The sequence below is a fragment of the Nitrospirillum amazonense genome, from assembly GCF_029594735.1.
Lineage (GTDB): Bacteria > Pseudomonadota > Alphaproteobacteria > Azospirillales > Azospirillaceae > Nitrospirillum > Nitrospirillum amazonense.
The window spans coordinates 1,083,317-1,095,937 of record NZ_JARPAF010000002.1; the positions used below are offsets into that span (position 1 = coordinate 1,083,317).

The following is a 12,621-nucleotide window of genomic DNA, read 5'->3' on the forward strand; positions in this document are numbered from 1 at the left end:
CTTACCCTGTGACCGTCTGGACGATCAGCACGCCGTTCAGGATGACGATGATGCCCGCCACTGCCCAGGCGGGGGCCAGCAGCCAGCGCGGCGCCGCCAGGCGTCCCATGACGCCCCGGTCGCCGCAGAATCGAACCAGGGGGATGACGGCGAAGGGCAACTGCAGGCTCAGCACCACCTGGGTGAAGATCAGCAGCGTGGTGGCCGCCGCATCGCCAGCGACGGCCAGCACCAGCAGGGTGGGCACCAGCGCCAGCAGGCGGGTGATCAGCCGGCGCCATACCGGTTTCAGGCGCAGGGAGACGAAGCCCTCCATCACCACCTGGCCGGCCAGGGTGGCGGTGACGGTGGAGTTCTGGCCCGCGGCCAGCAGCGCCACCGCGAACAGCAGGCTGGCCAGCGGCGCGCCCAGCATGGGGGCCAGCAGGCGGTAGGCCTCCTCGATATCCTCCACCAGCGCCTGGCCGTGGAAGGCCGCCGCCGCCAGGATCAGGATGCCAGCGTTGATGAAAAAGGCGATGAACAGGGCCACCGTGCTGTCCAGCGTGGCGAAGCGGATGGCCTCGCGCCGGCCCTCCTCATCCCGGGGAAAGGCGCGGGTGCGCACCACGGCCGAATGGAGATAGAGGTTGTGGGGCATGACGGTGGCGCCCAGGATGCCCACCGCCACATACAGCTTGGCCGGGTCGCCCAGCAGGTCGGCCGTGGGCACGAAGCCCGCCAGCACGGCGCCCACGCCCGGCCGGCTCAGCGCCACCTCCGCCAGGAAGCAGAGGCCGATCAGGGTTATCAGGCCCAGGATGAAGGCCTCCAGCCGGCGCACGCCCCGATTTTGCAGGGCCAGGATCAGCAGGCTGTCGAGGGCGGTGATGAGGGCGCCCACGATCAGGGGCAGGCCGAACAGCAGCTTCAGTGCGATGGCGGAGCCGATGACCTCCGCGATGTCGCAGGCGATGATGGCGATTTCGCACAATATCCACAGCAGGACGGCGGTGCGGGGGCCGTACCGCTCCCGGCACAGCTGCGCCAGGTCACGGCCGCTGGCGATGCCCAGGCGCACCGACAGGGCCTGCAGCAGCATGGCCATCAGGCTGGACAGCAGCACCACGGACAGCAGCGCATAGCCGAAGCGGGACCCGCCGGCGATGTCGGTCGCCCAGTTGCCGGGGTCCATGTAGCCCACGGCCACCAGATAGCCGGGGCCGGAAAAGGCCAGCAGCTTGCGCCAGAAACCCCCGGAGACGGGTACGCCGGCCGTGGGCTCCGCCGAGGGGCCGGGCCATTTGTCCTTGCTCGCGTCCACCGCCGACTGCATGCGCCGCCTTTTCTGGTCCTGGCTCTGATCCGGGCCCGCCATCGTCGGCGGGCCAAAAGATTAACATAGCGAAGTTCTGGTGCCGGAACGAGGGCGGGAGTGATGCACTGGCTGCGACGCGCCGCCATCCATTGGCGCGGCGCGCCGCTTTGGTGTAGGGATGCGGCGCAAAACGTCCTTTCCCATAAGGGTCGGTATCGGGATGAGCGCCACCACTGCCGTCAAACGCCTGAGCGTGCCTGACATATCCGCCCGCAAAGGGGCTACTCCCGTAGTGTGCCTGACGGCCTATACCGCGCCCATGGCCGGCCTGCTGGATCCGCACTGCGACGTGCTGCTGGTGGGGGACAGCCTGGGCATGGTGTTGTACGGCCTGCCCAGCACGCTGGGCGTCACGGTCGACATGATGGTGGCCCATGGCGCGGCCGTGGTGCGTGGATCCCATCGGGCCGCCGTGGTGGTGGACCTGCCCTTCGGCAGCTATCAGGCGAGCCCGGAGCAGGCCTTCCGCGTCGCCGCCCGCATCGTGGCCGAGACCGGCGCCACCGCCGTGAAGCTGGAAGGCGGGGAGGAAATGGCGACCACCATCGACTTCCTGGTGCGCCGGGGCATACCCGTCATGGGCCACGTCGGGCTGACGCCCCAGGCGGTGAACGTTCTAGGCGGCTACCGTGCCCGGGGGCGGAATGACGCGGAACAGGCCAAGATCCTGGGGGACGCCCGGGCCGTGGCCGAGGCCGGTGCCTTCTCGCTGGTGATCGAAGGGGTGGTGGAGCCATTGGCCCGCCAGGTGACGGAACTGGTGCCCGTGGTCACCATCGGCATCGGGGCCAGTGCCGCCTGCGACGGCCAGGTGCTGGTGTCGGACGACATGCTGGGCCTGTTCGCCGATTTCACGCCCAGGTTCGTGAAGCGCTATGCCGACCTGGCCACCCAGGTGGGCGCCGCCGCCCAGGCCTATGCCGAGGATGTCCGGGCCCGGCGATTCCCCGGGCCCGAGCACACGTTCGCGGAAAGGCGGCCGAAGGTGTGACCCTTATTTCAGCGGCTTGTAGCCATCAGGCACGGCGTAGACGAAGGGCCGCTCGCCGAAGTTCAGGCTGATCAGCCCGTCCTTGATCATGTCGGTCATGGACACGCTGGAGGTCAGACCCAGGACGGTCGGCAAGCGGGACGGGATCTGCAGGCCGCCCGTCTGACCGGGCGCGCTTTTCCCCCAGGCGCCGTCCACGCGCGCGTACAGCCAGCCGCCATCCAAATCCACGGCCAGCCCTAGCACGTGTTTGGGCTCACCGGACCGGTTATGGCGCAGCTGGATCAGCGGACCGTAACTGCCTTCCTGGCTTTCCGCGCCGAAGAACAGGGCGGTTTCCGCCCGCTTGGCCACGGCGCCCATATCGATGGTGGCCTCGATGTACCACTTGCCGGCACTGACGGGCGGCTTGCCCCAGATCTCGTAGAGGTCGCCGGACGAGGCGGCGGCCTTGGCTTCCGGTGCCGGGGCCTTGCCGGCCTGCTCCGCCGCTAGTTGGTCCGAGCGTTCATTGGTGAAGCGGACGACGCAGACGGCCTTGGCACGGTTGGCCAGGATTGCCTGGAGCCACTTCTCGCGGTCGCTTTCCTTGTTGTCCAGGCCGCAGGTCTCATCCCGCCGCTTCAGCCAGGCGCGCTGCTCATTGCGCAGGGCCAGCTTGCCGGCATCGTCCAGCTTGCTGCGCACTTCGCCATAGACGCGGTTGATCTCGGCGTCGGTACGGCGCAGGTCGGCGCCCAGGCACTGCACCTGCTCCTCCTCCGAAGCCGGCTGGTCGCAATTGGCGGCGCGGGTGGCGCCCGGATGCAGCACTATGCCCAGGGACAGGGTCAGAAGCGCGGCGCCCCTGACGATGGGGCGGTGGACCCCCGCGAACATGTTGATCCAGGACAGGCCGGCCACGATGCGCTCCCATACATTGCAGGTCATCCCTCTTATCACGACCGCCGGAAGGGGATAAGTCTGCAAAAGCCGGCTACCGAAAGGCGATGGGACAGCCGCCGGAGATTGACGAATGGGAACAGGCGTGCCTAGTATGTTCCTGTATTGTTCGATCTGGGTGGGAAAGATCATGGCGAAGGCGCGCAAGCCCAAGACGGCGGATGGGGCCGTGAACCAGATGGATTTGTTTGGTGCGCCGCCCCCGGTCGCGGTGAACGCGCCCACGCCCCTACGTCCCCGCCCACCCGCCGAACCGGCGCCAGCCGACCTGGATGACGCCGCGCTGCTGGCCCGGCTGCCGGACGCACCGCTCAGCAAGGCCCTGCTCCTGATCGCAGAGGCTGGGCGCCGCCGCCTGACCGCTGCCGTGCCTCTGCTGGGCCTGCGCCTGCGGCGGCTGGCCGGCTATGGTCTCAGCGGCCGGGAACCGGTGGCGGTGCTGGAGGCGCTGACCGCTATCGGCGGGCCGCAGGCGACGGCCATCGTCGCCGGCCTGCTGGGTGGCGTGGGGCTGGCCGGCCCCGTGGAGGTGGCGGCCCTCACCGCCGCCGTGCGGCTGGAGGTGGCGCTGGACCGCAAGGTGCTGTTGCGCCTGCTGGGCACGGCGGACGCCGCCGCCCGGGCGGCGGCCTGCCGGTGTGTGCGCCAGGCGGAATTCCCCGTCATCGACGCGCTGGAAAGGTTGCGGGCCGATCCCGACCGGTCGGTGGCGACCGGCGCCGTTTGCGCCCTGGGCCGGCTGGGCCGCCCCACCGTGCGCGCCGACTTGGCGCAACTGGTGACGGCGGCGCCGACGCGGGAGACGGTGGCGGCCCTGGCCTCGGTCATGGACCATGTCGGCGTGGATGCGGACAGCCTGGTGGCCCTGCGCCGCGCCGCCCGCCACGCCGATCTGCGCGAGGTGGTGCTGGAGGCGCTGGACGGCTTCGACGACGCCCAGGCCACGGCGCTGGCCGCCAAGCTGCGCCAGCAGATGCCCCATCAGCAGGAAAGCCGGGCGGATGCCGCCTGAAACGACAAAGGCCGGTCCCTCGGGACCGGCCTCTGCCGAGTTCACATCATCTCCACCCGGCTCTTTTCAGGCCAGCGACCGCTGGCTCCGGAGTGAGCACCGGCGGAACGGGGAACCTTTCAAACCTTACGCGTTCCCAGCCGCCGCGACCTTGCCACCAGAGGCGGCGCGGGCCGCCCCCTTGGCCGGGGCGGGCAGTTCCACGTTGACCTCCAGCGTGGAATAGCCGCTGGCCCGGTCCAGCTTCACCGCCACCTTGTCGTCGTCGATGGAGACGTACTTCTTGATGACGTCCAGCAGCTCTTTCTGCAGCTGGGGCAGGAAGTCGGGGCTGTCGCGCCCCGCCCGTTCATGGGCCAGGACGATCTGCAGGCGTTCCTTGGCCTGGTCGGCCGCAGATGCCTTTTTGGGCGTGCGGAAGAAATCGAAGATGCTCATGCGGTCCTCCGCAGCAGCCGGTCGAAGAAGCCCTTCTTCTCCACTTTGACGAAGCGGTGCTCGATCTTCTCGCCCAGGAAGCGGCCCACGGCGTCGGAATAGGCCTGGCCGGCGTTGGACTTGTCGTCCAGCACCACGGGCATGCCGACGTTGCTGGCGCGCAGCACGGCGGGGCTTTCCGGGATGATGCCCAACAGCGGGATGGCCAGGATCTCCAGCACGTCCTCGACCTTCAGCATCTCACCCTTCTCCACCCGCTCGGGGTCGTAGCGGGTGACCAGCAGGTGCTCCTGCACCGGGGCCTCGCCCTTCTCGGCGCGGCGCGACTTGGCCTGGATCACGCCCAGGATGCGGTCGCTGTCACGCACCGAGGAGACCTCGGGGTTGGTGACGATGATGGCGTGGTCGGCGAAGTACAGCGCCATCAGGGCGCCGCGCTCGATGCCGGCCGGGCTGTCGCAGATGATGTAGTCGAACTCTTTCTTGAGTTCGTTCAGGATCTTCTCGACGCCCTGCTCGGTCAGGGCGTCCTTGTCGCGGGTCTGCGAGGTGGGGAGGATGTACAGGTTCTCCACCCGCTTGTCCTTGATCAGCGCCTGGCTGAGGCGCGCCTCGCCATTGATGACGTTGATGAAGTCGAACACCACGCGGCGCTCGCACCCCATGATCAGGTCCAGGTTGCGCAGGCCCACGTCGAAATCGATGATGCAGGTCTTGAACCCCCGCAAGGCCAGGCCGGTGCCGAAGGCGGCGGATGAGGTGGTCTTGCCGACGCCGCCCTTGCCCGATGTCATGACGATGATCTTGGCCAAGAACGTCTCCCTTGGAAAAGAAGGTTACTGGGAAAACCGGCCGTGCGTCAGACGGTGACCGGATCGATGTGCAGGAAACCTTGGTCCAGGTAGATCTGGACCTGGCGGCGCAGGACGGATTTCTCCAGATCCTCGCTCACCCGGTACAGCCCGGCGATGGAGACCATCTCCGCCTCCAGGCTTTGGCAAAAGATGCGGGCGTTGTGGTCCCCCGCCATGCCCGCCAGCGCGCGGCCACGCAAGGCGCCATAGACATGGATGTTGCCGTCGGCCACTAGCTCGGCGCCCGGCGACACCGACCCGATGACCACCAGATCGCCGCCTTGGGCATACAGCTGCCGGCCGGACCGCACGTTCTCCCGCACCAGCAGGGTTGCCTTCTGGTAGGGCAGGTCGTGCGCGGGCGCCGGAACGGGTGCTGCGGCGACCGGTGCGTCGGCCACCGCCACAGGGCGGGGCGCCGCCGGCTGGGCGTCCGCCGCGGCACGGCCCTGCGGGAACACGGCCAAGCCCACGGCCAGCGCCGCCTCCTGCTGTTCACGGGTGCCGCCCTGCAGGCCCACGGCGATCAGGCCCAGTGTGCGGAGCAGATCGCAGAAATTCTCGAAATCAAAGCCTTGCCCCGGGGGAAGATCGTCCAGGTCCAGCACTACCGGCGCATTGCGGAAAAAATTAGGCGCTTGGCGCACTTTGTCCGACAGGGCGAAGAAAAAATTCTGGGCATGCGGGTCCGAGACCTTCAGCACCATCATGGTGAAGTTGCTGCCGCGCAATTGGAACGGCGCGTCCCGGAATGCCACCTGGTTGCTCATCTCGCCCCTGACCCCTTAGTCCCTAATCTGCCTGACCATCACCCGTCCGCGCGTGGCCGGAACGTCCCTTGGCGCCCCAGCCGGGGGCAGGGGCCTGCGTCCGATCGCCCGCGGGGGGCAGAGGGTCCTCGAAATGCGACGGCACATCCTTGACCCGAACGGCAGGATGGCGCCCCAGGCCGGACCCATCGAACGCGCGTTTCAAGACCAGATGGGCGCAGGCGTCAAGGGAATCCTCAGATCCACATTTTGAGCGGAAAGCGCCAGCCCACACAATATTTATTGAGTCTTAGTGCACCTTCGGGGTGCCTGCACCTCCGGTACGAACCTGGGTGGCGGGGGGCGGCCATGGGGCAGCCTCTTGAATCACGGGGGCGTTTTCGCCGCGGTGCCAAAGCCGGCCGGCCGCACCCGGCCTGCGCCACCCTATCCCCAAAGGGCAAGGGCGGCCCGACTCGGGAGTGTCGTCGCGGTTGGCGGGGCGCGGCGACTCGGGGTTATATGGCCACCACATCTGGTATGAATATTTGATGTATGCCCCAAGTCCTGCTGACAGATGCTCGCAGGTGCGGTAAAGTGCATGCCAGGGTCGTCACTCAAGAATGACGGGTCGGGGTATTGCCAAACTGTGCGCCGCTGCCTGTGCTGTCGTGTGCCTGCCGGGGGAACGGACTTCCCCCGATGCCCCCGCCGCCGTTGACCCTTGAGGCCGCCCGCAATCGGCCGCCATCGTCCCGCCGCATCGCACGGTCCGCGGCATCCGGCCCCGCAGGGGGATGCGGATCCCCCATCCGGCGCCCCATGATGGCCCTCTCCAAACCGCATGCCCCGCTGACCTGGGGATGCGGTTTTTTCGTGCCCGGTCTCCGGCGCCCGGGGTCCCAACCCCCGGGGTCGCCCGGCACGCGGTTCCTGCCTGCCTAGTAACCTGGCCGCGGGCGTTCCCGCGGCTCAATTCGGTGTGACTGAGGAGACAGACATGGCCAAGCGTCCAGTGAAGGTGACTTCCGGCGGCTCCAGCTCCGACAAGGTGCGCCCGCTTTTCCCCGATGCGATGCCCGCCCGGTCCGCTCAAGGGGCTGGCGGCCCCGCCAGCGGCGGCTGGGACCCCATCGAGGAGCGGCGGGATCAGAGCTATGTGCGCAAGGTCAAGCCGCAAAGCCCCAATCAGAAAGTGCTGATGGAGGCCATCGCCACCCATAACCTGGCGCTGGCGCTGGGTCCGGCGGGCACGGGCAAGACCTACCTGGCCATCTCCAGCGCGGTGGAAGCGCTGGAGGCCGGGCGGGTCGACCGCATCATCCTGTCCCGTCCGGCCATCGAGGCGGGCGAGAGCATCGGGTACCTGCCGGGCGACATGGGGGAGAAGATGGCCCCCTTTCTGCGCCCGCTCTATGACGCGCTGAACGACCGCCTGGGCGGCAAGCGCCTGCGCACCCTGATGGCGGAAGGCACCATCGAGATCGCGCCGGTGGGCTTCATGCGCGGCCGCACCCTGAACAACGCCTTCGTCGTGATCGACGAGGCGCAGAACTGCACCTACGGCCAGATCAAGATGCTGCTGACCCGCCTGGGCTGGCACTCCACCATGGTGCTGACCGGCGACCCGGACCAGTCCGACCTGCTGAACGGCTTGTCCGGCCTGGCCGACATCGCCCGCCGGCTGGAGGCGGTGGAGGGCATTGCCGTCGTCCGCCTGAACGACCGCGACATCGTGCGCCACCCCCTGGTGGCCAGCATGCTGACAGTCCTGTAAGGGCGGACTAGACTTTAGAACCAGGGGCGGGTGGTGCCGACGGGCGCCGCCCGCCTTTGTTTTCGGGCCCGTGGCGCGCTAGTTTAAAGCGGTACCCATCCCCCGTCGCACGGGCGCCGCACATCCCATGGCCAAGAAACGTCTGATCCGCCTGCTGGTCACCCTGGTGCCGGCGCTCGCCTTCGCGGCCCTGGTGGCGTGGTGGCTGGGGGCGCCGCCGTCCTCCCGTCCCGCGTCCAGCGCCAGCAGCACGGGTGCTGCCCCGGCCTCGGGCGGCGGCGGCCAGATCGTGCCGGGCGTGGCCGTGGGCGGCCCCTTCACCCTGGTGGACCAGTCCGGCAAGACGGTGACGGAGAAAAGCTACGCCGGGTCCTGGCGGCTGATGTTCTTCGGCTACACCTTCTGCCCGGACATCTGCCCCACCGAGCTGCAGGTCATGGCCCAGGCCATGGACCAGCTGGGGGCGGAGGGCGACAAGGTGCAGCCCATCTTCATCAGCGTCGATCCCGGCCGCGACACGCCGCAGCAGCTGTCGGACTATGTCGCCCAGTTCCATCCCCGCCTGGTGGGCCTGACCGGCACGGCCGCCCAGGTGTCCACCGCCACGCGCGCCTGGCGGGTCTACGCCGCCAAGGTGGCCGGCGACGACCCGGAAAACTACCTGATGGACCATTCCACCTACGTCTACCTCATGGACCCGGACAATCGCCTGGCCACTATCTTCGCCCGGGGCACCACGGCGGAGGACATGGTCAAGGGCATCCGCGAGGCCATGGCCAAAGGCGCGGGGAAATAGGGGGCGCTGGGCGCTTCTGTCCAATTGCGACATCCGGCCCCACGGGGCAGAGGGGGCCCGTCGCATCCTAAACAAGGGCAAACCATGGTCCGCATCCGCTCCCTTCTCGCGTCGCTGATGATCGCCGCCGCGCCGGTGATGGCCGTCGCGCCGGCCGTGGCCCAGGAGGCGCCGGCGCCGGCCATCGAGGCCACCGCCGCCTGGTCGCGGCCCACCATCCGGGGCGCCCGGGCCGGTGTCGCCTTCCTCACCCTGCACAACAAGGGGCCGGCCGACCGGCTGGTGGGGGTGGAGGCTGACGTGGGCAAGGTGGCCCAGATCCACATGGCGGAGGTGGTGGACGGAATCGCCCGCATGCGGCCGCTGGCCGATGGCGTGGCGCTGCCGGCCGGCGGCACGGTGACGCTGAAGCCCGAGGGGCCGCACATCATGCTCATGGGCCTGACCCAGCCGCTGGTGGTGGGGCAACGCGTCCATTTGACCCTGCGCTTCAAGGCCGCGGCCCCCCTTACCGTCGAGGCAACGGTGCTGGCGCCGGGGGCCGAGCCTGGCATGGGCGGCGGTGCTACGCAGGGTGGCGCGCGCGGCGGCGGTTGAGCTCGTGGCACCGCACCTGCGCGTGCCGCGCGGGGCGATAAAATAGTCCTTTAGAATCATACACTTGGCACTGTGCTTTTGCGACTTGACAGGGGGTGTACCGCCCCGTATGGTGCCGCCGCTTTCGCATGGCGACGACTCCAATGCGGCGGAAGGGGCATACCTCCAGGGGTTTAGACCTTGACGGACCAGACACCCCCGCCTTCCTTGGATGAGCTTGAGGCCCGCTTGCGGGATGCGCGACGGAGCGCCGAGTCTTCCTCCTCCTCTCCCACACAGCGGAAGGACGAGGCGGGAAACGGTTGGCTGGGCGTCGCGTTTCGCATCGGTGCCGAGTTGGTCGCGGCGATGGTGGTCGGTGTCGGTGGCGGTTTGGTCATCGACCGCTGGCTGGGCACGTCGCCCTGGGGACTGATCGTGATGTTCGTCCTGGGGTCGGCTGCCGCGATGTTGAATGTATACCGGGCCGTCAACGGCATGGGATACGCGGTGGGATATCGGCGACCGGACACGGGCGCCAACTCAGGGGGCGGAACCAACTCCACCCCCGCCAAGGATGAAGGTGAGGGGAATCGTGGCCACTGATCCGCTGCATCAGTTTCGCATCGAGCAGATCGTTCCTCTGCATCTCGCCGGGCACGACGTCTCCTTCACCAATTCCTCCCTCTACATGGTGGTCGCGGCCGTGCTCGTCACCGGCCTGCTGGTCGCCGGCACCGCGTCGCGCGCCCTGGTCCCCGGCCGGCTGCAGTCGGTGGCGGAGCTGCTTTACGAATTCGTATCGGGCATGGTGCGGGACAACGCCGGCGCCCAGGCGCGCCCGTACTTCCCGCTGGTGTTCTCGATCTTCGCCTTCGTGCTGTTCGGCAACATGATCGGCATGGTTCCCGGCACCTTCACCTTCACCAGCCACATCATCGTGACCTTCACGCTGGCGGCCCTGGTGTTCGTGTTCGTGACCCTGGTGGCGCTGATCCGCCACGGTTTCCACTTCTTCAGCTTCTTCTTCCCCTCGGGCGCGCCCATCGCGCTGGCGCCTATCCTGATCCCCATCGAGATCATTTCTTATCTGATGCGGCCGGTCAGCCTGTCCATCCGACTGTTCGCCAACATGATGGCGGGCCACACCATGCTGAAGGTCTTTGCCGGCTTCACGATCACCATGATCGGTGCCCTGGGCGCCGTCGGCTGGCTGGCCGGCGCCGTCCCGGTGGCGATCAACGTGGCCCTGATCGGCTTCGAGATCATGGTCGCCTTCCTGCAGGCTTACGTCTTCACCATCCTGACCTGCCTCTACATCCGCGACGCCATCGAGCTGCACTAAGCCGCGATCGTCCGACCGTAGGGCCTGTCTTCACCCTTCAACCGTTCCATCACACAGAGGAAGTCTATAATGGATCCGCAAGCCGCTAAGTTCATCGGCGCCGGTCTGGCCATGTTCGCCCTGGCTGGTGTCGGCATCGGCATCGGCAACATCTTCGCCAACCTGATCGCCTCCGTGGGCCGCAACCCGGCCGCCCGCGCCTCCGTGTTCCCGATCGGCATTCTGGGCTTCGCGCTGACCGAAGCCGTGGCGCTGTTCGCGCTGCTGATCGCCTTCCTGATCCTGTTCGCCTAAGCCTGACCCTGGGCTTGATGGAACGGCCGCGGCGGCCAGCCCCTAGGGGAAGGCCGCCCGCGTTTGAAGTAGGTTGAAGGGGCGGGGCCGGTATCATGCCGGTCGCCGCCCCTGAGCCCATGTTCGGGGCCAATGCGGCCGGCCGTATCGTCAACCCGCTTCACAGGTTCCGATCCGATTTCCGGCGATGGCCCGGTGCGGGATGTCTCATGGGCCAACACCCGTGATGTGATTTCAGCGCCAGCCTTTTCCGGGCGATCTCGCAAACAAGGTGATCTTCATGGTGAATCCAAGGCTCATGGTGTGGCTGAAGGGCCTTGCCGCCGCCGCCGTCCTGACGGTGGCCCTGGGCGGCACGCCGTCGTTCGCGCAGTCGGGTGAAGAAACCGCCCACGCGACGGACAGCGTGGAGCACGAGGCTGGCGTGCATGACGAAAAGGGTCTGCCCCAGCTGAACACCAAGACGTTCGCGTCACAGATTTTCTGGCTGGCCATCACCTTCGGCACGCTCTACGTGCTGGTGTCCAAGGTCGGCCTGCCGCGCGTCGGCGCCGTTCTGGAGGCTCGCGAGGCCAAGATTTCCGGCGACCTGGACAAGGCCACGCAGCTGAAGGCTGAGACCGACGCCATCGTCGCCGCCTATGAGAAGGCGGTGGCCGAGGCCCGCGCCGGCGCCCACAAGCTGTTGAACGACACCGCCGCCACGGCCGACGCCGCGGCCGCCAAGCGCACGGCCGATGTCGTCGCCGGTCTGGCCGCCAAGCAGAAGGAAGCCGAGGCCCGCATCGAGGGCCAGAAGCAGACAGCTCTCGCCAACGTCCGCGCCGTGGCCGCCGAGGCTGCTGCCGCTGCCGTCGCCAAGCTGGCGGGTGTCGAGCCCGATCAGGCCGGCGTCGATGGCGCCGTCGATGCCGCCCTGAAGGAGCGTGCGTGATGTTCGATCTGCAGAATCCCACTTTCTGGGTTGGCGTCGCCTTCGTCGTCTTTTTCGCCCTGGTGATCTGGAAGGGCGGCTTCGGCGCCCTGGGCAAGAGCCTGGACGCTCGCGCCGAGAAGATCCGCCTGGAGATCGAGACCGCGCAGAAGCTGCGCCAGGACGCCGAGGCGGCCCTGACCGCCTATCAGAAGAAGCAGCGCGACGCGATGAAGGAGGCTGACGCCATCATCGCCGCCGCCCGCGAAGAGGCCGACCGCATCCGCCAGCACGCGGAAGCGGACCTGGAGGCGACCCTGAAGCGCCGCGAGGCCCAGGCCCTGGAGAAGATCGCCCAGGCCGAGGCCGCCGCCCTGCAGCAGGTGCGCAGCCTGGCCGTCGACGTGGCCCTGGCCGCCACCGAATCGCTGCTGGCCCAGACCATTGACCAGTCGCGCAGCGACGCCATGGTGGCCTCGGCCATCGAGGAGCTGCCTGGCAAGCTGCATTAAGGTTCAAGCTGCACTGATCCCCTGATCAGAAGGCACAGCCGAAATGAAAAAGGGCGGTCCCATCG

General features: G+C 68.0%; 15 protein-coding genes. 10 read left to right on the top strand and 5 right to left on the bottom strand.

Translation table 11 applies throughout. The annotated features are described in order from the left end of the window. Position 1 precedes the first annotated feature (1 nt). Entirely contained in the window at positions 2–1,315 is a 1,314-nt protein-coding gene (locus P5F91_RS11095) for an Nramp family divalent metal transporter (RefSeq protein WP_246134639.1), read from the bottom strand. 202 nt (positions 1,316–1,517) lie between these two features. Between P5F91_RS11095 and panB the strand changes: the two genes are divergently transcribed. Then, a complete protein-coding gene (panB, locus tag P5F91_RS11100; RefSeq protein ID WP_277907204.1) occupies positions 1,518–2,348 on the top strand; it encodes a 3-methyl-2-oxobutanoate hydroxymethyltransferase in 831 nt (276 codons plus the stop codon). A 3-nt stretch (positions 2,349–2,351) separates the two neighbouring features. On the opposite strand, the gene P5F91_RS11105 is transcribed toward panB, so the two are convergent. Beyond that, positions 2,352–3,278, bottom strand: coding sequence for a lysozyme inhibitor LprI family protein (locus P5F91_RS11105; RefSeq protein ID WP_277907205.1), 927 nt, complete (start codon positions 3,276–3,278; stop codon positions 2,352–2,354). Positions 3,279–3,420: 142 nt separating this feature from the next. On the opposite strand from P5F91_RS11105, the gene P5F91_RS11110 reads away from it, so the two are divergent. Next, a complete protein-coding gene (locus P5F91_RS11110; protein WP_145613824.1) occupies positions 3,421–4,302 on the top strand; it encodes a hypothetical protein in 882 nt (293 codons plus the stop codon). A 126-nt stretch (positions 4,303–4,428) separates the two neighbouring features. Here P5F91_RS11110 and minE read toward each other — a convergent pair whose 3' ends face one another. The 3 genes from minE to minC are packed head-to-tail and all read right to left on the bottom strand — an operon-like array spanning position 4,429 to position 6,364. Continuing rightward, complete coding sequence (minE, locus tag P5F91_RS11115; RefSeq protein ID WP_088870967.1) at positions 4,429–4,740, bottom strand: cell division topological specificity factor MinE; 312 nt, start codon at positions 4,738–4,740, stop codon at positions 4,429–4,431. Beyond that, entirely contained in the window at positions 4,737–5,552 is an 816-nt protein-coding gene (gene minD, locus P5F91_RS11120; RefSeq protein ID WP_088870968.1) for a septum site-determining protein MinD, read from the bottom strand. The genes minE and minD overlap by 4 nt, the downstream gene beginning before the upstream one ends. 47 nt (positions 5,553–5,599) lie before the next feature. Further along, positions 5,600–6,364 carry a septum site-determining protein MinC gene (gene minC, locus P5F91_RS11125; protein ID WP_145613823.1) on the bottom strand — a complete coding sequence of 255 codons (765 nt, stop codon included), beginning with the start codon at positions 6,362–6,364 and terminating at the stop codon, positions 5,600–5,602. Between the two features lie 979 nt (positions 6,365–7,343). On the opposite strand from minC, the gene P5F91_RS11130 reads away from it, so the two are divergent. From P5F91_RS11130 to P5F91_RS11165, 8 genes are all read left to right on the top strand, one after another. Beyond that, entirely contained in the window at positions 7,344–8,120 is a 777-nt protein-coding gene (locus tag P5F91_RS11130; RefSeq protein WP_145613822.1) for a PhoH family protein, read from the top strand. 127 nt (positions 8,121–8,247) lie between these two features. Further along, positions 8,248–8,916: an SCO family protein gene (locus tag P5F91_RS11135; RefSeq protein ID WP_277907206.1), complete on the top strand. Its 669-nt coding sequence runs from the start codon at positions 8,248–8,250 to the stop codon at positions 8,914–8,916. Positions 8,917–9,000: 84 nt separating this feature from the next. Continuing rightward, positions 9,001–9,513: a copper chaperone PCu(A)C gene (locus P5F91_RS11140; protein ID WP_145613821.1), complete on the top strand. Its 513-nt coding sequence runs from the start codon at positions 9,001–9,003 to the stop codon at positions 9,511–9,513. A gap of 180 nt (positions 9,514–9,693) precedes the next feature. Then, on the top strand, positions 9,694–10,098 hold the full coding sequence (locus P5F91_RS11145; protein ID WP_145613820.1) for an AtpZ/AtpI family protein: 405 nt from the start codon (positions 9,694–9,696) through the stop codon (positions 10,096–10,098). Beyond that, on the top strand, positions 10,070–10,837 hold the full coding sequence (locus P5F91_RS11150) for a F0F1 ATP synthase subunit A (protein WP_145613819.1): 768 nt from the start codon (positions 10,070–10,072) through the stop codon (positions 10,835–10,837). Before P5F91_RS11145 ends, P5F91_RS11150 begins: the two co-directional genes overlap by 29 nt. Positions 10,838–10,906: 69 nt before the next feature. Next, a complete protein-coding gene (locus tag P5F91_RS11155; protein ID WP_088870973.1) occupies positions 10,907–11,131 on the top strand; it encodes an ATP synthase subunit C family protein in 225 nt (74 codons plus the stop codon). Positions 11,132–11,411: 280 nt separating this feature from the next. Then, on the top strand, positions 11,412–12,065 hold the full coding sequence (locus P5F91_RS11160; RefSeq protein ID WP_246134636.1) for a F0F1 ATP synthase subunit B family protein: 654 nt from the start codon (positions 11,412–11,414) through the stop codon (positions 12,063–12,065). Beyond that, on the top strand, positions 12,065–12,556 hold the full coding sequence (locus P5F91_RS11165) for a F0F1 ATP synthase subunit B family protein (RefSeq protein ID WP_145613818.1): 492 nt from the start codon (positions 12,065–12,067) through the stop codon (positions 12,554–12,556). The genes P5F91_RS11160 and P5F91_RS11165 overlap by 1 nt, the downstream gene beginning before the upstream one ends. The last annotated feature ends 65 nt before the right edge of the window (positions 12,557–12,621 follow it).